Origin of the sequence: Streptomyces gilvosporeus, assembly GCF_002082195.1 — a bacterium.
Lineage (GTDB): Bacteria > Actinomycetota > Actinomycetes > Streptomycetales > Streptomycetaceae > Streptomyces > Streptomyces gilvosporeus.
In genome coordinates this window covers 6375996-6397249 of the sequence record NZ_CP020569.1, presented here as the reverse complement: position 1 = coordinate 6397249, position 21254 = coordinate 6375996, and the positions used below count along the sequence as shown (strand labels likewise).

At 72.1% G+C, this 21254-nt stretch carries 17 protein-coding genes; 5 read left to right on the top strand and 12 right to left on the bottom strand.

Going from position 1 to position 21254, the window contains the following annotated elements:
• Positions 1–64: 64 nt before the first annotated feature.
• The 5 genes from trmD to B1H19_RS28645 all read right to left on the bottom strand — a co-directional run bounded on the left by trmD (position 65) and on the right by B1H19_RS28645 (position 2932).
• Complete coding sequence (trmD, locus tag B1H19_RS28665) at positions 65–874, bottom strand: tRNA (guanosine(37)-N1)-methyltransferase TrmD (protein WP_083107616.1); 810 nt, start codon at positions 872–874, stop codon at positions 65–67.
• On the bottom strand, positions 874–1419 hold the full coding sequence (rimM, locus tag B1H19_RS28660; protein WP_083107615.1) for a ribosome maturation factor RimM: 546 nt from the start codon (positions 1417–1419) through the stop codon (positions 874–876). The genes trmD and rimM overlap by 1 nt, the downstream gene beginning before the upstream one ends.
• Positions 1420–1503: 84 nt before the next feature.
• Positions 1504–1743, bottom strand: a complete 240-nt coding sequence (locus B1H19_RS28655) for an RNA-binding protein (protein ID WP_083107614.1) — start codon at positions 1741–1743, stop codon at positions 1504–1506.
• Between the two features lie 2 nt (positions 1744–1745).
• Positions 1746–2186 (bottom strand): 30S ribosomal protein S16, encoded by a 441-nt coding sequence (gene rpsP, locus B1H19_RS28650; RefSeq protein ID WP_083107613.1) that lies wholly within the window; start codon positions 2184–2186, stop codon positions 1746–1748.
• Positions 2187–2341: 155 nt separating this feature from the next.
• Entirely contained in the window at positions 2342–2932 is a 591-nt protein-coding gene (locus B1H19_RS28645) for a hypothetical protein (protein WP_083107612.1), read from the bottom strand.
• Positions 2933–3411: 479 nt separating this feature from the next.
• Between B1H19_RS28645 and B1H19_RS28640 the strand changes: the two genes are divergently transcribed.
• Positions 3412–4287, top strand: a complete 876-nt coding sequence (locus tag B1H19_RS28640) for an SAM-dependent methyltransferase (RefSeq protein ID WP_083107611.1) — start codon at positions 3412–3414, stop codon at positions 4285–4287.
• A 56-nt stretch (positions 4288–4343) separates the two neighbouring features.
• Here B1H19_RS28640 and ffh read toward each other — a convergent pair whose 3' ends face one another.
• The 5 genes from ffh to nsdA all read right to left on the bottom strand — a co-directional run bounded on the left by ffh (position 4344) and on the right by nsdA (position 12092).
• A complete protein-coding gene (gene ffh, locus B1H19_RS28635) occupies positions 4344–5894 on the bottom strand; it encodes a signal recognition particle protein (protein ID WP_083107610.1) in 1551 nt (516 codons plus the stop codon).
• A 95-nt stretch (positions 5895–5989) separates the two neighbouring features.
• Positions 5990–8422, bottom strand: coding sequence for a [protein-PII] uridylyltransferase (locus tag B1H19_RS28630; RefSeq protein ID WP_083109926.1), 2433 nt, complete (start codon positions 8420–8422; stop codon positions 5990–5992).
• 126 nt (positions 8423–8548) lie between these two features.
• Positions 8549–8887, bottom strand: a complete 339-nt coding sequence (locus B1H19_RS28625; protein WP_083107609.1) for a P-II family nitrogen regulator — start codon at positions 8885–8887, stop codon at positions 8549–8551.
• Complete coding sequence (locus tag B1H19_RS28620; protein WP_083107608.1) at positions 8884–10224, bottom strand: ammonium transporter; 1341 nt, start codon at positions 10222–10224, stop codon at positions 8884–8886. Before B1H19_RS28620 ends, B1H19_RS28625 begins: the two co-directional genes overlap by 4 nt.
• 389 nt (positions 10225–10613) lie before the next feature.
• Complete coding sequence (nsdA, locus tag B1H19_RS28615) at positions 10614–12092, bottom strand: transcriptional repressor NsdA (protein WP_083107607.1); 1479 nt, start codon at positions 12090–12092, stop codon at positions 10614–10616.
• Between the two features lie 531 nt (positions 12093–12623).
• On the opposite strand from nsdA, the gene B1H19_RS28610 reads away from it, so the two are divergent.
• Positions 12624–13292: a bifunctional DNA primase/polymerase gene (locus tag B1H19_RS28610; protein WP_083107606.1), complete on the top strand. Its 669-nt coding sequence runs from the start codon at positions 12624–12626 to the stop codon at positions 13290–13292.
• 123 nt (positions 13293–13415) lie between these two features.
• Here the strand turns inward: B1H19_RS28610 and ftsY are convergent, their stop codons facing one another.
• Positions 13416–14642 (bottom strand): signal recognition particle-docking protein FtsY, encoded by a 1227-nt coding sequence (gene ftsY, locus B1H19_RS28605; RefSeq protein WP_083107605.1) that lies wholly within the window; start codon positions 14640–14642, stop codon positions 13416–13418.
• 486 nt (positions 14643–15128) lie between these two features.
• Here ftsY and B1H19_RS28600 point away from each other — a divergent pair, with 486 nt between their 5' ends.
• From B1H19_RS28600 to B1H19_RS28590, 3 genes are all read left to right on the top strand, one after another.
• Positions 15129–16619, top strand: coding sequence for a purine-cytosine permease family protein (locus tag B1H19_RS28600; protein WP_083107604.1), 1491 nt, complete (start codon positions 15129–15131; stop codon positions 16617–16619).
• Between the two features lie 91 nt (positions 16620–16710).
• Positions 16711–17724, top strand: coding sequence for an LLM class flavin-dependent oxidoreductase (locus tag B1H19_RS28595; protein WP_083107603.1), 1014 nt, complete (start codon positions 16711–16713; stop codon positions 17722–17724).
• Between the two features lie 57 nt (positions 17725–17781).
• Positions 17782–19509, top strand: coding sequence for an ankyrin repeat domain-containing protein (locus B1H19_RS28590; RefSeq protein ID WP_083107602.1), 1728 nt, complete (start codon positions 17782–17784; stop codon positions 19507–19509).
• A gap of 89 nt (positions 19510–19598) precedes the next feature.
• Here B1H19_RS28590 and B1H19_RS28585 read toward each other — a convergent pair whose 3' ends face one another.
• Complete coding sequence (locus B1H19_RS28585; protein ID WP_083109925.1) at positions 19599–21014, bottom strand: sugar porter family MFS transporter; 1416 nt, start codon at positions 21012–21014, stop codon at positions 19599–19601.
• Positions 21015–21254: the final 240 nt, after the last annotated feature.

Below are 21254 nucleotides of genomic sequence, written 5' to 3'. Positions count from 1 at the left end.
TTCCGTCGGGCGGGCGTCGTTCCCCCTGTGGCAGGGGCGCGCGCCGGACGCACACAGCAGCGGCCTATTCTTCCACGGCCTCGCCGGTGCGCCCAAATCGGCCGTCCGTTCCCTGCGTCCAGCCCAGCGCGGCGAGGATGTCGCGGTCCTTCTTGTCGAAGGCGGCCGGGTCGGCGCGCTCGATCAGGTCGGGGCGGTTGGCGTCGGTACGGCGGAACGCCTCGTCGCGCCGCCAGCGGGCGATCTTGCCGTGGTGACCGCTGAGCAGCACGTCGGGGATCGTCCGGCCGCGCCACTCGGGGGGCTTGGTGTAGACGGGGCCTTCCAGGAGGTCGGCCATCGCCCCGGGGGCGAAGGAGTCGTCCTGGTGGGAGGCGGCGTTGCCGAGGACGCCGGGCAGCAGCCGGGCGATGGCCTCGACCATGACGAGGACGGGCGCCTCACCGCCGGCCAGGACGTAGTCGCCGATGGACACCTCGCGCACGTCGAGGCGGTCGCCGTACTCCTCGATGACGCGGCGGTCGATGCCTTCGTAGCGGGCCGGGGTGAAGACCAGCCAGGGCTTGGCGGAGAGTTCGACGGCGAGCTGCTGGGTGAAGGGCACCCCGCTGGGGGTGGGCACGACGAGGACGGGCTCGCCCTCGCCGGAGGCCAGCACCGTATCGAGCGCCTCGCCCCAGGGGTCGGGCTTCATGACCATGCCGGGGCCGCCGCCGTAGGGGGTGTCGTCGACGGTGTGGTGCTTGTCGTGGGTCCACTCCCGCAGGTCGTGGATGCGCACGTCGAGCTGTCCGCGGGCGCGGGCCTTGCCGACGAGGGAGACGTTCAGCGGCTCGAGGTACTCGGGGAAGATCGTGACGACGTCGAGCCGCATCAGGTGTCCTCGCGGCTCGAGGCGATCTCGGCCTGTGCGGGGTCGAGCAGGCCGGGCGGCGGGTCGATGACCGCGCGCTGCTCCTCCAGGTCGATCTCCGGGACGATCTCGGAGACGAACGGGATCATGACCTCCGCACCGTCGGGCCGCTTGACGATCAGCAGGTCCTGGTAGGGCAGATGGGAGACCTCGGTGATCCGGCCGACCATGGTGCCGTCGCGGGTGACGACGTCGAGGTCGATCAGCTGGTGGTCGTAGAACTCCTCGGGGTCCTCGGGGACCTCGTCGGGGTCGACCTCCGCGATCAGCAGGATGTTGCGCAGCGCCTCGGCGGCGGTGCGGTCGGCGACGCCCTCGAAGCGCAGCAGCAGCCGGCCGCTGTGGACGCGGCCGGTCGCGATGGTCAGCGGTCCGGCCGAGGACGGATCGGTGGCGAGGACGGCCCCGGGGGCGAGCCGCAGTTCGGGCTCGTCGGTGCGTACCTCTACGGTGACCTCGCCCTTGATGCCGTGGGCGCGGCCGATGCGGGCCACTACCAGTTGCACGGGGAATTCCTTCTGTGGGGTCCACGGCAACGGGCCGGGGACGGCCCCGAAGGCCCTCCCCGGCCCGAGCCGGTGTTCAACGTGTCAGCGGACGTCGTCCGCGTCGACCAGGTCGACGCGGATGCCCCGCCCGCCGATGGCGCCCACGACGGTCCGCAGCGCGCGGGCGGTACGGCCGTTGCGGCCGATCACCTTGCCGAGGTCGTCGGGGTGCACCCGGACCTCGAGTACGCGCCCGCGGCGCAGGGTGCGCGATGCCACCTGCACGTCGTCGGGGTTGTCGACGATGCCCTTGACGAGGTGCTCGAGGGCTTCCTCGAGCATGCTCAGGCCTCGGTCGACTCGGAGGAGGACGCGGCCTCGGCCTCGTCCGTCTTCTTGTCGGCCTTCTTCGCCTTCGGGGTGATGGCCTCACCCTTCGGCTCGTCGCCGGTGGCCTTGGCGGCGGCCTCGAAGAGGGCGCGCTTGTCGGCCTTCGGCTCGGCGACCAGCAGCGGCGCCGGGGCGGGCTCGCCCTTGAACTTCTGCCAGTCGCCGGTCTTCTTCAGGATGGCGAGAACCGGCTCGGTCGGCTGGGCGCCGACGCCCAGCCAGTACTGCGCACGCTCGGAGTCGACCTCGATGCGCGAGGGGTTCTGCACCGGGTGGTACAGGCCGATCTCCTCGATGGCCCGGCCGTCACGGCGGGTACGGGAGTCGGCGACGACGATGCGGTAGTGAGGCGAACGGATCTTGCCCAGACGCTTCAGCTTGATCTTGACTGCCACGGGAGTGGTGTCTCCTGGTCTTGACGTGGTTGGGCACAACGGGATGCCACGTGGGGTTGCGGTACTCGGGTGCCCGATGGACGCGTCAGCCGGAGGAGAGAGGGGTCCTGTGCGGCTGTCGAGTACAGCTGGCCATTGTGCCACACGCGGTGCGGTCAGCCGACCGCGGCCACCTCGGGGATGCGGAAGGGCTTGCCGCAGCCGCCGCAGACGATCGGCGCCTGCGCCAGCACGGACGGGACGACCCGGACGTTGCGCCCGCAGTCGCAGACGGCCTTGACGCGGACGCCGCCCCCGGAGGAGCCGTGCCGGGCGGCCGGGCCGCGGAAGCTGCGGGTGGTGTCGGTGGCGGTGGCGGCGGTATGGGCCTTGAGGGCTCTGGAGAGACGCTCGATGGTGGGGCGATAGCGCCGCCGCGCCTCGGGGCTGAGCGTGACCAGGGAGAAGCCGCTGCTGGGATGCGGTTCGTCGACATGGTCCAGGCCCAGCTCCTCGGCGATCGCCAGGAACCGGCGGTTGTGATAGCGGCCTGCCCGGGAGGTGTCGCGGATGCCGCGTGCGGCGGCGATGCCGTGGACTGCCTCGTGGAGCAGCCGTTCGAAGGAGAGCTCGGCGCCACAGGCGGACGAGGACTCTCCGATCAGGGACTCGGGCGCGGCCAGGTCCGGCAGCTCGGGGTGGTGCCGTTGAATATCGGCCCAGGCGAGCGCCAGCTCGGCGGCGAGAACAGGCGGTGTCGTGCTCACGTCGTGACAACGAGCCGGGGTCGCCCAGTGTTCCGATTCCGGGGCATCCCAAATAAATTGCACGTACCAGTCAGTTTTCGGCGGTCTCCCCCGAAGGCGCCCAGGGGCGCGCAAGCCGGGCGTACGCCGCACGGAGCAATCCGCACGCCCTCCGGACGGCGTTCACGGCGGACGCGCCGCGGCTCACGGCAGGGGTCCCACCGTAGGGCCGCCGGGCGGCTCCCCGCGAACCGGAAGGGCGGCGCCTGCACCCGTCGGCGTAGCGAAACGGCGTGGGCCGGGGCAGGCTGGAACGGCGCTCACGGCCGTCGGCCCGGCGCACATGGGGGCGCGCGGGAGACAACCCCGGCGCACCCCCTGGACGGCCGGACGGATGCGCAGTTGTCTGGATTGCGGGGGCGCACAACACGCGGCACCGGGGGGCGATCGGCACTGAATCGGCACGGATCCACGGTTCTCGGCGAATAGGGGCGCATTCGATGTCACCCACCCTCGTGCGGCACCAGCCCGCGGACTCCTCCGCCTCCCTGCGCGGTCAGGGACTTTCCGATCCGGCCGGTGCACGGGCGCGGGCCCGGGACTGGGCCGAGATCCAGGAGCGGATGCTGGTGCCGCTGTACGACGCCGCGTACGACCGGCTGGGCATCGGTACGGGCACCCGGCTGCTGGGGCTCGGCTGCGGGTCGGGGCTGGCGCTGCTGCTGGCGGCGGCGCGTGGTGCGCAGGTCAGCGGGGTGGATACGGACGCGTTCCGGCTGGCGCTGGCGCGCGAGCGGCTGTCACCGGACGGCGGGCCGCGGGCGGCCCGGCTGGTGTGCGGCGGGCCCGCGGCGGCCGCGTCCCCGGAGGGCCTGTCCCACCGGGCGCGGTGCAACGTGATCACCGCGTTCCATCCGCCGGGCTGCGGGAACGCCGACCAGGAGCCGGCGGCGGCGCTGACCGCGGCGGCCGCCCTGGCGGAACGCGGCAGCGCCGTGGTGCTGGGCGGCTGGGGCCCGGTGGAGCGGTGCGCCACGGCCGGGGTGCTGCGGGTGGTGGCGCGGCGGCTGGCCGATCCCCCGCCGACGGCCGCCGGCTGGCGGCCCAGCGGGCGCGACGACCTGGAGGACCTGGCGGAGCGGGCGGGCCTGCGACCGGACGGTTCGGGGCGGGTGGCCTGCCCGTTCGGGTACGCGGATGCGGCGAGCGCGGTGCGCGGGCTGCTGTCGACCGGCGTCTTCGACGCGGCGCTGGAGGTGACCGAGCGGCAGCAGGTGGAGAAGGAGCTCGGCGAGGCGCTGCACCCGTATCAGCGGGCGGACGGCACGGTCTGGATGCCGAACGTGTTCCGGTACGTGATCGCGCGGACCCGGTAGCCGGCGGGCATACGCAAGCCCCCGGCCTCACGACCGGGGGCTGCGACGATCCGGGCTCAGCCCATGAACTTCTTGAACTCCTCCGGGAGTTCGAAGTCCTGCGGCTGCTGGCCGCCCTGCGGAAGACCGAAGGGGCTGCCGGACTGGCCGGCCTCGCGGCGGGCGGCCGCGGCCTCCTCGTCGGCCTTGCGCTTCATCGGGTTGCCGCTCTTGCGCTTGCCCTTGGCCTGCTTGACCTGCTTCTTCTTGCGGCCGGCGCCGCCGCCCATGCCGGGCATCCCGGGCATGCCCGGCAAGCCGCCGCCCTGGGCCATCCGCGACATCATCTTGCGGGCGTCGAAGAACCGCTCGACCAGGCTCTTGACCATGGAGACGTCGACGCCGGAACCCTTGGCGATACGGGCGCGCCGCGAGCCGTTGATGATCGTCGGGTCCTGGCGCTCGGCCGGCGTCATGGACTTGATGATCGCGGCGGTGCGGTCCACCTCGCGCTCGTCGAGGTTGTTGATCTGCTCCTTCATCTGCCCCATACCGGGCAGCATGCCGAGCAGCTTGGAGATGGAGCCCATCTTCCTGACCTGCTCCATCTGGGCCAGGAAGTCGTCGAGGGTGAACTCCTTGGGGCCCTTCGCCAGCTTGGCCGCCATCTTCTCGGCCTCGGCCTGGCTGAAGGTCTGCTCGGCCTTCTCGATGAGGCTGAGCATGTCGCCCATGCCCAGGATGCGCGACGCCATGCGGTCCGGGTGGAACGCGTCGAAGTCGTCGAGCTTCTCGCCGTTGGAGGCGAACATGATCTGCTTGCCGGTGACGTGCGCGATGGAGAGCGCGGCACCGCCGCGGGCGTCGCCGTCCAGCTTGGACAGGACCACGCCGTCGAAGCCGACGCCGTCGCGGAAGGCCTCGGCGGTGTTGACCGCGTCCTGGCCGATCATGGCGTCGACGACGAAGAGGACCTCGTCGGGGCCGATCGCGTCGCGGATGTCCGCGGCCTGCTGCATCATCTCCTGGTCGATGCCCAGGCGGCCGGCGGTGTCGACGATGACGACGTCGTACTGCTTGGTCCGCGCGTGCTCGACGGAGTCCTTGGCGACCTGCACCGGATCGCCGACACCGTTGCCCGGCTGGGGTCCGTAGAAGGCGACGCCGGCGCGCTCGGAGACGACCTGGAGCTGGCCCACGGCGTTGGGGCGCTGGAGGTCGCAGGCGACCAGCAGGGGGCTGTGGCCCTGGCCCTTGAGCCAGCGGCCGAGCTTTCCGGCCAGCGTGGTCTTACCGGCGCCCTGGAGACCGGCCAGCATGATGACGGTCGGGGGCTGCTTGGCCAGGCGCAGCCGCCGGGTCTCGCCGCCGAGGATGCCGATGAGCTCCTCGTTGACGATCTTGATGACCTGCTGGGCGGGGTTGAGGGCCTGGGAGACCTCGGCGCCGGTGGCCCGCTCCTTGACCTGCTTGATGAAGGCCCGGACCACCGGGAGGGCGACATCGGCCTCGAGCAGGGCGATACGGATCTCGCGCGCCGTGGCGTCGATGTCCGCCTCGCTCAGGCGGCCCTTGCCCCGGAGGTTTTTGAAAGTACTCGCCAAGCGGTCGGAAAGCGTATCGAACACGGCGGTCGTCGATCCTCGGGGTCGGGGGCGGGGTCGGTCGGCTTCTAGGGTATCCGCACCCGCAAGCGGACCGGGCCGGACCCGTACGGGCCGTATCAGAGCAGCGCGCCCTGCACCGCCTCCGCGAGCTGCCGCGCCGCCTCCTCGGACAGGGGGCGCCCGTCGGTGCCGGTCACATAGAACGCATCGACGGCGTTGGCGCCGAGCGTGCTGATGTGGGCGCTGCGGACGCAGACCCCGGCGCCCTCCAGCGCCCGCCCGATCCGGTGCAGCAGACCGTGCGCGTCCTGGGCCCGTACCTCGATGACGGTCGCCGTACGGGAGGTGCCGGGGGCGACGGTGACGCTGGGGGGCGGGGCCAGGGCGGGGCGGGTGCGGCGGGCGTAGGCGCGTTCGCGTTCGGCGAGGCGGGCGGGGATGTCCAGGGAGCCGTCCAGGGCGCGGACCAGGTCGGCGCGCAGCCGGTCGGCGTCCGGCAGGGAGCCGTATTCGGCGGCCACCCGCCAGCTGAGCAGGAGGACGCGGCCGTCCCCTATCGGGTCCAGGGTGCGCAGGTCGGCGGCGCGGACGGTCAGGCGGTGCAGGGCCAGTACGCCGGCCGCGGCGGGCAGCACTCCGGGCTGGTCGGGGACGGCGATCAGCAGTTCCACGCCGACGGGCGGGGCGGCGCCGTCCTCGGCGGGCGCCTCGGCGCGGGTGTGCAGGGCCAGGACCGGGCCGCGGATGCGCCCGGCCTCCACGGCCAGCCGCTCCTGCTCCGCGGTGGGCTCGTCGGCGCCGCCGGTGTCCGGTTCGGCCTCGCCGGCGAGCCGTGCGGCGACCCGCCCGACGAGGTCGGCGACGAGTCCGGCGCGCCAGGTGCTCCAGGCGGCGGGGCCGGTGGCCAGCGCGTCGGCCTCGGTCAGGGCGTGCAGCAGCTCCAGGGTGCCGGTGTCGCCGACGGCGTCGGCGACCGCGCCGACGGTGGCCGGGTCGTCCAGGTCGCGGCGGGTGGCGGTCTCGATGAGCAGGAGGTGGTGGCGGACGAGGGCGGCGATCACCTCGGTGTCGCGTGCCTCGAAGCCGAGCCGGGCGGCGATCGTGCGGGCGAGGTCGGCGCCGGCGACGGAGTGGTCGCCGGGCAGCCCCTTGCCGATGTCGTGCAGCAGCGCGGCGATCAGCAGCAGGTCGGGGCGGTGCACCCGGCGGGTCAGGGCGGCGGCGCGGACCGCGGTCTCGACCAGGTGGCGGTCGACGGTCCAGGTGTGGACGGGGTTGTGCTGGGGGTGGCAGCGCACCCGCTCCCATTCGGGCAGCAGCCGCGGCAGCGCGCCCTCGGCCTCCAGGGACTCCCATACGGGCACGGTGGGGGCGCCCGCACCCAGCAGGGTCACCAGCTCGTCACGGGCCTCGGCCGGCCAGGGCTCGGGCAGCGGGCGGACGTCCGCTGCGGCGGCGCAGCGGCGGATGGCGTGGGTGGCCAGCGGCAGCCCGGCCTGGGCGGCGGCGGCCGCGGCGCGCAGTACCAGGACGGGGTCGCGTTCGGGCCGGGCGGCGCGGGCCAGCACGGCCTCCCCGTCGAGTTCGACGACGCCCTCGGCGAGCGGTGAGCGCTCGACGCGGTTCGCCGCGCGGCCCGGGAGCAGTCCGCGCAGGGTGGGCCGCACGGAGCGGGAGCGCAGGACGCGGCCGACCTCGCGCCAGGTGACGTCGGCGGCGTAGGAGATGGTGCGGGCGGCTTCGTAGGTCTCGCGCAGCAGGATGTCGGCGTCCGCGGCGCCGAGCGCGTCGGCGACCTGGGGCTGGTCCTGGAGGGAGAGCCGGTCGGTGGCGCGGCCGGTCACCAGGTGCAGCGCATCGCGGGTGTCCAGGAGACGGGTGCGGGCGGCCTCCAGGCCGCCGCGCGGGGCGTCGGCGAGCCAGGAGGCGGCGACGGCCCGCAGCGCGGTGGCGTCCCGCAGTCCGCCGCGGGCTTCCTTGAGGTCGGGTTCGAGGAGGAATTGCAGCTCGCCCTGGCGGGCGGCGCGTTCCTGGCACAGGTCGTGGAGTTCCGGCAGCCGTTTGGGGGCGCTCTCGCGCCAGTCGGCGTAGGCGGCGGTGCGCACGGAGGCCGTCAGTTCCGGGTCGCCCGCCAGGTGGCGGGCGTCCAGCAGGCCCAGCTGCACCTTGAGGTCGTCGCGGGCGGCGGTACGGGCCTCGGCGGGGGTGCGCACGGAGTGGTCGAGGTCGAGGCCGAGGTCCCACACCGGGTACCAGAGGTGGTCGGCGAGTTTGGCGACGGCGCCGGTGTCGGCGCGCCCGTCGTGCAGCAGGAGCAGGTCGAGGTCGCTGCGCGGGGAGAGTTCACCGCGTCCGTAGCCGCCGACGGCGACCAGGGCGACGCCGGTGACGCCCGCCTCGGTGGCGGCGCGGTCCAGGAGCGCGGCGAGCCAGTCGTCGGTCAGGCGGGCCAGGGCGGCCCGCCGGCCCGGCCCGGTCGCGGCGCCGTCCTGGAGGAGGCGCAGGCGGGCGGCGGGGTACCCGCCGGTGTCGTCGGCACTGTCGGTCAAGAGATGCTCCAAGGCCGCGTCGTTCGCGGTGGGCCGGCCCGATCCGACCGACCCACCGCAACCATCAATTGAGCAACCCCCACGGAGAGCAACCACCTCCGCGAAAGCGGCGCCGGTTTGGGCGCACTAGAGCGCGTCGGGGCCGCGCTCCCCGGTCCGTACCCGGACCGCGTCGTCGACCGGGACGCTCCATACCTTGCCGTCGCCGATCTTCCCGGTGCGGGCGGCCTTGACGATGACGTCGAGCAGTTCGTGCGCGTCGGCGTCCTCCACCAGCACCTCGATACGGATCTTGGGTACCAGGTCGACGGTGTACTCGGCGCCGCGGTAGACCTCGGTGTGGCCGCGCTGCCGGCCGTAGCCGCTGGCCTCGGTGACGGTCAGACCGTGCACGCCGAAGGACTGCAGGGCGTCCTTCACCTCGTCCAGCCGGTGCGGCTTGATTACTGCCGTGATGAGCTTCACGCGTCCACCTTCTTCGTCAGGGTCTCGCCGAGTGCCGGGCCCTTGCGGGCCATCGCGCCGCCGCCGGCGCCGGTGAAGTCGTATGCCGTCTCGGCGTGTGCGGCCTGGTCGATGCCGGCGATCTCCTCGTCCGCACCGATCCGGAAGCCCATCACCAGGTCGATGGCCTTGGCAAGGATGAAGGAGACGACGAGCGAGTACAGCAGCACGCTGACCACTCCGACGGCCTGCTTGCCCATCTGGTCCCAGCCGCCGCCGTAGAACACGCCCTTGGCCGTGCTCTGGACGCCGCCGGTGGCGAACAGTCCGATCAGCAGCGAGCCGGTGACACCGCCGACCAGGTGGACGCCGATGACGTCCAGGGAGTCGTCGTAGCCGAACTTGTACTTCAGGCCGACGGCCATGGCGCACAGGACGCCGGCGATCACGCCGACCGCGATGGCGCCGAGCGGGCTGACGCAGCCGCAGGCCGGGGTGATGGCGACGAGTCCGGCGACCGCGCCGGAGGCCGCGCCCAGCGTGGTGAACGAGCCGTGCCGCAGCTTCTCGTAGGCGAGCCAGCCGAGCATCGCGGCGGCGGTGGCGACCTGGGTGTTGACGAAGGCGACCGCGGCCACTCCGTCATCGTTGTTGAGCCAGGAGCCGGCGTTGAAGCCGAACCAGCCGAACCACAGCAGTCCGGCGCCGAGCATCACCAGGGGCAGGCTGTGCGGCCGCATCGGGTCCTTCTTGAAGCCGATGCGCTTGCCGACCACCAGGATCGCGCCGAGCGCGGCCGCACCGGCGTTGATGTGGACGGCGGTGCCGCCCGCGAAGTCGATGACCCCCAGCTTGAACAGCCAGCCGCCGTCGCCCCACACCCAGTGGGCGACGGGGAAGTAGACGACGGTCACCCACAGGGCGATGAACAGCGCCCAGGCGGTGAACTTCACCCGGTCCGCGAGCGCGCCGCTGATCAGCGCGGGGGTGATGACCGCGAACATCAGCTGGAAGACCGCGAAGACGTAGATGGGGATGTTGGTGGTGCCCCACAGCTGGGTCAGCCCGATCCCGCTGAGTCCGGCGAAGTGGCCGTCCCAGCCGATGAGGCTGCCCTTGTCGGTACCGAAGGCGAGCCCGAAGCCGTACAGGACCCACAGGATGGTCACGATGCCCAGGCTGATGAAGCTCATCATCAGCATGTTGAGCACGCTTTTGACCCGGACCATCCCTCCGTAGAAGAAGGCCAGAGCCGGCGTCATGACCATCACCAGTGCGGAGCTGATCAGCATGAACCCGGTGTTGGCCGGGCTCAGGGTCACCTTGTCTGCGGCAAGCGTCAGGATGCCTGGGGGCATCGGCGTCTCCTCGTCGTCGATGCGGCCCGTGCGGGGAGGGGTCCTGGTGGGCCGACTTCGCGATGAGGTTGTCGCAGGGTGGTTTCGGCCAAACCTTGCGGGTGTTTCACGGCAGTGACGAAGGCGCCATGTGTGTTACGCGAAGGTGAACTGCGATCTCGGCTCCCACTCGCCCGTTCATCGGCCCCCACCCGCCGGTTCAACCCACCGCAACCATCAATGGAGCAACCCCCACGGAGAGCAACCACCTCCGCGAAAGCGGCGCCGGCTTAGGCGCAAAAAGGGGAAGCCCGGCCGCGGCTGCCGCCCGCGTGACCTGGCGTGGGGAAGCCGAGTCGGGCTGTACGGGGCGGCGGCCGCGGCCGGGGGCCTGGGGGCGAAGCGCCGGGTCAGACGGCCTCCGCCGCGTGGTCGGGCAGCTGGCGGGCGAGCTCCTCGCTCAACCGGCGCACCTCGGCGACGCCGGAGTACTCGCGGGCCGCGGTGTCCACCGTTTTGCGCAGCCGGGTGTTGACCCGCTCGGAGCGGACCTGTTTGGCGAACGGGATCGCCCGCTGCGCCATCGCCGCGCAGGCCTCCGGTTCCTTCTGGAGCAGATGGACGGTGGCCATCCCGATGAGGTTGAGCGCATACGACCGCTGGTGCTCGGGGTCCTTGCCGAACAGTTCCACCGCGCGCTGCATGACGGGCTCGGCGAGCGAGGCGTAGGTGGGGCTGCGGCCGGCGACATAGGCCAGATCGCGGTAGGAGTGGGCGTTCTCCGCGTTCAGCTCGGCCTCGGAGAAGAAGCGGATCCAGTCCGGCTCGGGCTCGCCGGGCAGGGCGTCGCCGAAGGTGTCCTCGGCCATCCGCACGGCCCGTTTGACCTTGCTGGGCTGGCCCATCCCTGCGTAGGCGCGGGCCTCCATCGCATACAACATCGCCTGGGTGCGGGGGGTGGCGGTCTCCCGGCTGCCGTACTGGGCGAGGTGGATCAGTTCGAGGGCGTCCTCGGACCGGCCCAGGTGGATCATCTGCCGGCTCATGCTGGAGAGGATGTACGAGCCCAGGGGGCGGTCGCCGGCCTCCTTGGCGGCGTGCAGCGCCAGCACGAAGTACTTCTGCGCGGTGGGCTGGAGCCCGATGTCGTAGCTCATCCAGCCGGCCAGCTCGGCGAGCTCGGCGGCAACCTTGAACAGCCGCCGGGAGATCTCATCGGAGTGCGGCTCCTGGAGGAGGTCGGTGACCTCGTGGAGCTGGCCGACGACCGCCTTGCGGCGCAGCCCGCCACCGCACTGGGCGTCCCACTGGCGGAACATCGCGGTGGTCGATTCGAGGAGTTCGAGCTCGGGGCGGGACAGGCGGGCGGGCCGCGGGGCGCGGTCCTGCCCGGCCGGTGCGCCGCCCTGGCCCGCGGGCACCGGCACCAGCCAGCGCTGCATCGGCTCGATCAGGGTGGGCCCGGCGGCCAGCGCCAGGGAGGTGCCCAGGAACCCGCGGCGCGCCAGCATCAGGTCGCTGCGGGAGAACTCGCTGATCAGGCTGACGGTCTGGGGGCCGGCCCAGGGCAGGTCGACGCCGGAGGTGGAGGGCGACTGGTGGGCGGTGCGCAGGCCCAGTTCCTCGATGCCGACGACGCAGCCGAACCGTTCGGAGAACAGCTCCGACAGGATCCGGGGGATCGGTTCGCGCGGCTGCTCGCCGTCGAGCCAGCGGCGTACCCGCGAGGTGTCGGTGCTGATGTGGTGGGCGCCCATCTGGCGCGCCCGGCGGTTGACCTGTCGCGCCAGTTCGCCCTTGGACCAGCCGCTGCGCATGAACCACGAACCCAGTTGTGCGTTGGGTCGTTTGACGGCGTCGGTGCCGCCGGTGCCGCCGTTGCCGGCCACGTGGAAGCCCCCATCCCGGTAGGTGCTCGATCCCGAGAGGTCCTCGGTGCAGTGATGAGGTCCTCGGTGCTTGGTGCGAACCCTGTACAGCCCGCCGCCCGTTGCGACGACTGTCCGCGTACATCTACCCGATCACGTCCGGCGGCCACACCTTCCGGCCCGTGCCCGAGCGGTGCATTGCCACCGGCATACCCGTGCGACCGATGCCTCTCGGGAGTTCGCGCACCGAAAGTAATCCTACGATCACGCCCCTCGCGAGGCCGATTGCAGAAACGCCACCATTCGCCACCCCTTTGAATGAACTGCCCGGCAGCCTCTCACGATTGACTTGACACGGGTCGGAAGGGACCGGGCGGAACGGAGCGCACCAGGGTGTGCGGTCCGTACCGCACCACCCGGCGCGCCCCGCCACACCGCGCCGCACCACCGGTACCGCCGGCCGCCGACGGCGGTGCACGGTGCGGCAGTTGGGGTTCCGTCGGGCGGCCCACGGCTCGTAACCACAGGCAGGCAGCACCCGTTGGAGGGAGCATGGGCTTCACGATCGGCGGCATCCGGGAGATCAGGACCGGCTCACGGCGCCGCGCCCGCTCGTCGGAGATCACGGCGGTGGCGGAGTACACCGGGCTGTGGGGCTGGGACGTGGTCCCCGGCGCCCGCGCGGTCCGCTCCGCCGGCGGCCGCGCGGACTGTTCGTGCGGCGCCGCCGGCTGCCCGGCTCCCGGCGCGCATCCGCTGGACTTCGCCAAGGAGCTGACGGCCGGGGCGACGCTGGAGGAGGCCGCGGCGGCCTGGGCGCGGACACCGGGGGCGGCGGTGCTGCTGCCGGTGGGCCGGCGGTTCGACATCCTCGACGTCCCCGAGGCGGCGGGCCGCGGCGCGCTGGCCCGTCTGGAGCGGATGGGGCTGCCGCTCGGCCCGGTGGCCGCCACCCCCGACCAGCGCGCGCTCTTCTTCGTCGCCCCCGGGGCGGCCGCCGATCTGCCGGGGCTGCTCTACCGCACCGGCTGGGACGACGCCGACCTGGACCTGCGCCCCCTCGGCGGCGGCGACCACATCACCGCGCCCCCTTCCGACCACGCCGGCCAGGGCCCCATGCGCTGGCTGCGCCCGCCCACTCTGGACTCCGCGGGCAACCCCCCGCAGGCCCGCCTGGTGGTGGGCACCCTGGCCTATCTCTGCGCCCGGGTGTGCGCCTGACGCTCCGCGGTGGCCGGGCCGGTCGCCGTATACCGTCCCGGGACAGGCGTCGGCCCCCGGTGCCCGCCGCGTACGGGGGCCGGGGGCCGAGGGCTGCCGGGGGCGCGGTGCCCCGGGCCCGGGTCAGCCGATCAGCGCGTCGACGAACGCCTCGGGCTCGAACGGCGCGAGATCGTCCGCGCCCTCGCCCAGGCCGACCAGCTTGACCGGGACGCCCAGTTCGCGCTGGACGGCGACGATGATGCCGCCCTTGGCGGTGCCGTCGAGCTTGGTGAGGACCACGCCGGTGATGTCCACGACCTCGGCGAACACCCGGGCCTGGACGAGACCGTTCTGCCCGGTGGTGGCGTCCAGGACCAGGAGCACCTCGCCGACCGGGCCGTGCTTCTCGACGACCCGCTTGACCTTGCCGAGCTCGTCCATCAGGCCGGTCTTGGTGTGCAGCCGACCGGCGGTGTCGATCAGGACGACGTCGGCGCCCTCGGCGATACCTTCCTTCACCGCGTCGTAGGCGACCGAGGCGGGGTCGCCGTTCTCGGGTCCGCGGACGGTCCGGGCGCCGACCCGCTCACCCCAGGTCTGGAGCTGGTCGGTGGCGGCCGCGCGGAAGGTGTCGGCGGCGCCGAGAACGACGGACTTGCCGTCGGCCACCAGGACGCGGGCGAGCTTGCCGGTGGTGGTGGTCTTGCCGGTGCCGTTGACGCCGACGACCATCACGACGCCGGGGATCTCGTCACCGTTGGTGCCGATGCCGTTGTGGGTGTGGACGGAGCGGTCGGCGTCGGTGCCGATGAGGGTGAGCAGCTCCTCGCGCAACAGTGCGCGCAGATCCTCGGGGGTGCGGGTGCCCAGGACCTTGACCCGCTCGCGCAGGCGCTCGACGAGCTCCTGGGTGGGGGTGACGCCGACGTCGGCGGTCAGCAGGGTGTCCTCGATCTCCTCCCAGGTCTCGTCGTCGAGGTGCTCCCGGGAGAGCAGGGTGAGCAGGCCCTTGCCCAGGGTGTTCTGGGAACGGGAGAGCCGGGCGCGCAGCCGGACCAGACGGCCGGCCGTCGGCTCGGGGACCTCGACGGCCGGCACCTCGGGCGTGACGGTCGGCACCTCGGCCTCGGCGGCCTCGGGCAGTCCGACCTCTTCGATGGTGCGGCGTTCTTCGTCGTGGGGGGTTTCGGCCTCCTCGCCGATGTGCGGTTCGGCGGGAGGTGCGGTGACGGAGGGAGTGGCGGGCGCCGAAGGGGCGGCCGGCGGGGACGGCGGCAGCTGCTTCTTCTTGCGGCCGCTGACGACGAGCCCGCCGATCGCGCCGAGCACGACCACGGCGATGACTACAGCAAGGATGACGGTTTCCATAACCCCTCCAGTATCAGCCACGCCCCACCGGCGGGGACTGCACGCGCCGAACCCGGACACGGGGCCTCCGGGCGCGACGGCACGCTGCGCCGGGACCCGGAGGGCGTACCGAAGGGGCCGGATCGGGCCCTCGGCGAGAGCAGGCTCTCGCCGTCTGCCGGATGCCCCGACGAGCCGCTGCGCCGGGCCGGCCGGCGGCCGCCCGCCCCTTCCCGACCGGCCTGGCCCGCTTTCCCTGCCCGACCTGTCCCGCTTTCCGCCTGATCAGCGGCGCGCGATGGACGCTTCGACGAGGATGTGTGACGCCCGTCCTTGTCGGAGGATCCAAAGGGATGTACGAGTAGAAGTCGGTTCAAAGTACGATGGTGGACGGCCGCGCAACGCGCGTAGAGTCCTGGCAGCCAATTTCGGCCAGGTACCACAGCCGCTGCCTGCACCTCCTCCACCGGGGGTGCCCCCAGACCCCCGCACGGAGACATCGCACTCATGGGCACCAGCACCACGTCCGCCTCCACCCCCGAAACCGAAGGCGCCGTCGAGACACGGGGCATCGAGCCCGTCCCCGACAGCGAGCGCCACGGCCGCGTCCGCGAACTGTTCCCCACCTGGGTCGCCGCCAACATCAGCGTGTTGTTGCTCACCATGGGTGCCTCCCTGGCGGTCAACAACGGGCTGAACTTCTGGCAGGTCCTGCTCGTCGCCGGAATCGCCGCCCTCGTCGCCTTCGGCATGGTCGGCGTGCTGTCGGTCTCCGGTAAGTGGGGCGGGGCTCCCGGGGCGCTGCTCTCCCGGGCCGCCTTCGGCGTGCGCGGCAACTACTTCCCCGGCGCGATCCTGTGGGTGGCCCGCTTCGGCTGGGAGACGATCAACGCCGTCACCGGTGCCTACGCGGTCCTGACGGTGCTGAACCTGCTCTTCGGCATCAAGAGCAACAACGTCCTCATCGTCGTCACCCTGCTCGCCTTCGTGGCCGTCACCTACCTGGTCAGCGGCCTGGGCCGCAAGGCGCTGAACGTCTGCAACAAGTACTCGACGTACCTGTTCGGCCTGTTCAGCATCATGGTGCTGATCTATCTGATCGCCACGATGAACTGGCACGAGATCTTCGCCAAGAAGGCCGGCACCACCGCCATGGTGGTCGCGGGCATCGGCACCATCGCCGCCGGCGGCATCAGCTGGGTCCCCACCGGCCCCGACTTCGCCCGCTACCTCCCGCACTCCGCCTCCGGCAAGAAGATCGCCTCCGCGACCGTCTCCGGCGCCGCCCTGGTGATGGTGCCGATGGTCCTGATGGGCGGCGTGATGGCCGTCTCCAACCCCAAGCTGGCCGGCCAGAACACCGACCCGATGTCCTTCCTCGGCGGCATGCTGCCCACCTGGCTGGCGATCCCCTACCTGGTCACCGCGCTGGTCGGCATGGTCCTGATCAACAGCCTGTCGATGTACTCCGCCGGCTTCACCGCCCAGACCATGGGCGTCAAGCTGCCGCGTGCCCTGGCGGTCAGCATCAACGCCGTCATCAGCCTGGTGGGCGGCCTGTTCATGATGCTGGTGGCCAAGGACTTCATCGGGCAGTTCATCGCCTTCCTGACGCTGCTCGCGGTCTCCTTCTCGGCGTGGATCGGCGTGTACGGCATCGACATGGCCCGGCGCCGCAAGCTGGCCGTGCGCTACGACGCCGAGGGCCTGATGGACACCACCCGCACCAGCCGCTACTGGTACGCCGGCGGCTTCTGCTGGCAGGCCATGACCGCCTGGGGCGTCGCGCTGATCGCGGGCCTGTGCTTCACCAAGGTCCAGTGGTTCACCGGCCCGCTGGCCGACACCTGGATCGGGCAGAACGGCCTGGGCTGGGCGGCCACGATCGTGATCGCCGCGGCGGTCTTCGCCGTCCTGCCCGCCGCCCGGGAGAACGTCCCGGCGCTCGCGGCCGAGCGCGCGGCCGACGAGGCACCGGTGCCGGCCGAGGTCGGCTGACCACCGGGATCCGCACCCTGGTGAACTGACCCACCGTCAGCTAACGTCCCCTTCGCCCACCGCCGGCGAAGGGGACGTCGTCATGTCTGCCATGCCCAGCACCGTCGTGCGCTTCAACCTCGCCGACCCGTCACCGCCCGGCCCCCGAGCGCACGCCGCCCGCTACCGCGCCGCCGTCGAGATGGCCGCCTTCGCCGACGACCGCGGCCTGACCGTGATCCAGACCGAGGAGCACCACGCCACCACCGACGGCTGGATGCCCTCCCCGCTCCCCTTCGCCGGCGCCGTCTTCGGCGCCACCCGCCGGATCGGCGTCACCGTCTCCGCCCTGATCACCCCGCTGCACGACCCGCTGCGGCTGGCCGAGGACCTCGCCACCCTGGACCTGCTCAGCGGCGGCCGGCTGACGACCGTCGCCGGGCTGGGCTACCGGGAAGCGGAATACGCGGCCCACGGCAAGGACTTCACCACCCGCGGCGCCCTCCAGGACGAGGTGCTCCGAACACTGCTGGCCGCCTGGACCGGTGAGCCGTTCACCTACCGGGGACGCACCGTCCGGGTCACCCCGCGCCCGTTCACCCAGCCGCATCCCCTGCTGCTGGTCGGCGGCAGCTCCCGCGCCGCGGCCCGGCGCGCCGCCCGCCTGGGACTGCCGTTCTTCCCCAGCGCCCGCCTCCCGGAACTCGCCGCCTACTACGACGCCCGGCGGGCCGAGTACGGCACCCAGGGCTGGGTCCTTCAGCCGCCCGAACACACCAGTCTTCTCCACATCGCCGAGGACCCGGACCGCACCTGGGCCGGGTACGGGTCGCATCTGCTGCACGAGGCGCGGACCTACGCCTCCTGGCAGTCCGCCGGCACCCGCTCCGCGGTGCGCTCCGCCGCGACGGACACCGCGGCGCTGCGGGCGGAGGGCGTCTACCGGATCGTCACGCCGGAGGAATGCGTACGGATGGCGCACGAGGCAGGAGCGCAGGGCTCGTTGATCCTGCATCCGCTGTGCGGCGGGATGCCCATCGACGAGGGCTGGCGTTCGCTGCATCTGTTCGCGGAGCGGGTGCTGCCGCGGCTGGAAGCGGGTGCGACGGTCGGCACCACCGCTTGACCTGCGGCGACGGCCGGGCCGGGGGCATTGTCAGTGGCGGGTGTCACGCTGGGTCACATGAATTTCTTCGAAGGACCGATCACGTCCTGCACGACGTCCGAACCGCCCGCCCGGCCCCTGGCATTGGGTGCCTACGAGCCCGCCGAAGAAGAGGAGTCGGCGCCCCGCGACCGGTTCGTCCCCGCCCGGTTATCGCGGGTCGTGGAGATCGGCGCGGGGCCCGATGTGCGGATCATGCTCACCGGATGGGAGATCTGGCCGGGGTCGGTGACGATGCAACTGTCCGTCTTTTTACGGCAGATCCCACCGGGAGGCCGGTGGGGCGCCGACGGTCCGGGGCCCGGGGCGCTGCGCTGCGGCCTGCTGCTGGCCGACGGCCGCAAGGTCACCACGCTCGACGCCGCCCCCTGGCCGACGGCCGGGCGGAGCGGCCCCACCCTGCGGCTGAGCGGCGGCTCGGGCGGCGCCTTCCACTATCAAATGGCGCTGCATCTCTCGCAGTTGCCACCCGCGGGGCCGACCCGTCTGGTGGTCGAGTGGCCGGACGAGCAGGTGCCCGAGACCGCTACGGACATCGATGCGACGGCCCTGCGGCACCTGGCCGGCGAGGCCCTGGAGATCTGGCCGGACGCCGGGTCGCAGGCCCCGGCGGCGGACGGCCCGGAGGTGCGGAGCTTTCTCGGCGTCGGCTTCGGACCGTCGGAGATCATGGCCCCGGCCCCGTATCCGGAACCCCCCGGGCCCTGGACCCCGCCCGCCGCCGACCCCTCGCGAGCCGACTGGGAGGGCATGCGCCACGACCACTGGCTGGACGCCGATCTGGTCCGAGCCCGTCTGGCGAACGGCGCCGATCCCGACGCCACCGACCCCGACAACCGCGCCACACCGCTGCATCTGGCCGCCGCCCACGGCTCCCCCGAGGCCGTCGCCGCACTCCTCGCGCGGACGGCCGACGCGGACGCCCGGGACGACGAGGGCTGCACCCCGCTGTGGCACGCCGTCTGCCACGGCGCACAGGCGAACGCCGCACTGCTACTGGAGGCCGGCGCCGATGCCTGGCGGTCACAGCTCGGCGGCCGTTCACCGGGCCGACTGGCGCTGACGACGGCCCTGGCACCGCTCTTCGCCGGGCTGCCGGGAGCCGTACCGCTGACGGACGAGGAGCGCGCCGCCCAACGGGACGCCGACGAACGGATCGCCGTGTTCCGCGGCGTCGGGACGGAGGGCCTCTCGGTCGCCTTCGTCCTCGGCATCGACGAGGACGAGGCCGTCCGGCGGCTCGGCGGCGACCCCCGCAACTCCCCGGTGCGCGACGTGGACGCGGAGCCGGGCCCGGACGGCACGGACCTCTACGGCTTCGACCCCTACGACGTCGACGAGGCCGAGCGCTGGGTCGGGGTGACGGGCGTCAACGGCGGATGTGTGCTCATCCAGCCCTCCTGGTACGGCATGAGCACGGACGCTGTCCTCAACGCCCTCTCCCCCGGCACCACCGCCTACGGCGTCTCCTTCAACCCCAAGGGCGGCACCTTCGGCACCTTCTCCCGGAACGGCCGGACCGCACTCGGGGAGGAGATCGGCAAGCCCGGCCACCACAGCGGTTCACCCGAGGGGCACTGGCTCTACCGCTTCTGGGACTGGGACGTACCGGAGGACATGTGGGGCGCCGACGTCCTCGCCTACGCCTCCGCCATGGCGGGGCTGCGCCTCACGGACGCGGCCGCGGTGGACGGCCCGCCGCGCCGCTGGGTGGAGATACCCGAGAACAGCCCGCTCCTGGAGTAGGCACGGGCACGGGCACCGAAAACGGTGCTGCCCCGGCTCGGGTGAGCCGGGGCAGCAGCAACAACTGAGGAGACAGACTGGCGGGGGGGTTAGCCCATCTCCTCCAACGCCTTGCCCTTGGTCTCCTTGACGTACCGGAGCACGAAGGGAATGGAGAGCAAAGCGAAGATCATGTAGATCACATACGTGCCCGAGAGGTTCCAGTCGGACAGGCTCGGGAAGCTGGCGGTGATGGCCCAGTTGGCGATCCACTGCGCGGAGGCGGCGACGCCCAGCGCGGCGGCGCGGATCTTGTTCGGGAACATCTCGCCGAGGAACACCCAGACCACGACGCCCCAGGAGAGCGCGAAGAAGAGCACGAAGACATGCGCGGCGATCAGGGCGATGGTGCCCTCGGTGGTCGGCAGGGTGCCGGCCGCGGTCTTGGCGGAGAACGCCCACGCCTCCAGGCCGAGCGCGACGGCCATACCGGCCGAACCGATCAGCGCCAGCGGGCGGCGGCCGATCCGGTCGACGAAGATCATCGCGATCACGGTGCCGATGATGTTGATGATGGAGGTGGTGAAGCTGTAGAAGAACGAGCTGCTCGGGTCGATGCCCACGGACTGCCACAGCGCCGACGAGTAGTAGAAGGCGACGTTGATGCCGACCAGCTGCTGGAAGACGGAGAGCCCGATACCGACCCAGACGATCGGCAGGAAGCCCGCCTTGCCGAGCAGGTCCTTGAAGGTCGACTTGTGCTCGCGGCGCATCGCGTCCTGGATCTCCACGACCCGGGTGTCGAGGTTGACGGAGTGGCCCTCGACCTCGGACAGCACCTCCTTGGCGCGCGAGATCTTGCCGACGGAGATCAGGTAGCGGGGCGACTCGGGGATCGCGAAGGAGAGCAGACCGTAGAGCACGGCCGGGACGACCATCACGCCGAGCATCCACTGCCAGGCCTCCAGGCCCGCGATGGTGCCGCGCTGCTTACCGTCGGCGAGGTTGAGGATGCCCCAGTTGACGAGCTGGGAGATGGCGATACCGACCACGATCGCGGCCTGCTGGAAGGAGCCGAGCCGACCGCGGTAGGCGGACGGCGAGACCTCGGCGATATAGGCCGGGCCGATGACCGAGGCCATACCGATCGCGAAACCGCCGATGACGCGCCAGAGGGCCAGGTCCCACAGGGCGAACGGCAGGGCCGAGCCGACGGCACTGACGGTGAAGAGCACCGCCGCGATCTGCATGACCCGGATGCGGCCTATCCGGTCGGCGACCCGGCCCGCGGTCGCGGCGCCGATGGCGCAGCCGATCAGCGCGATGGCGATCACCTGAGCAAGGACGGCGGACCCGACGTCGTAACGGCTGCGGATCGCCTCGACGGCACCGTTGATGACGGAACTGTCGTATCCGAAGAGGAAGCCGCCCATCGCGGCAGCCGCGGTGATGAAGATGACATGGCCGAGATGGTCCGGGTGGGCCTTACGGCCTTCCGGAACCGTCGGCTGCGCGGTGCTGGTCAACGTGAACTCCAGTGGCCCGGCTGCGCTGCCGGGCATCGGGGGCTGGCCCTTCCAGTGGCGCATACGTTGGGGACACCCACCACTTGAAGGTAAAAGCAACGTTGCAGAGACTATGCCTTCAAGTTTCGAAGTCAATAGCCCGTGACACTTTCGTTTCCCGCCGCCTTAACCGTCACCCCCCGACCTCGTCATTCAACTCCTGAAGAGATGCCTCGATGCAACAAAGCGCGGCACAAAGCC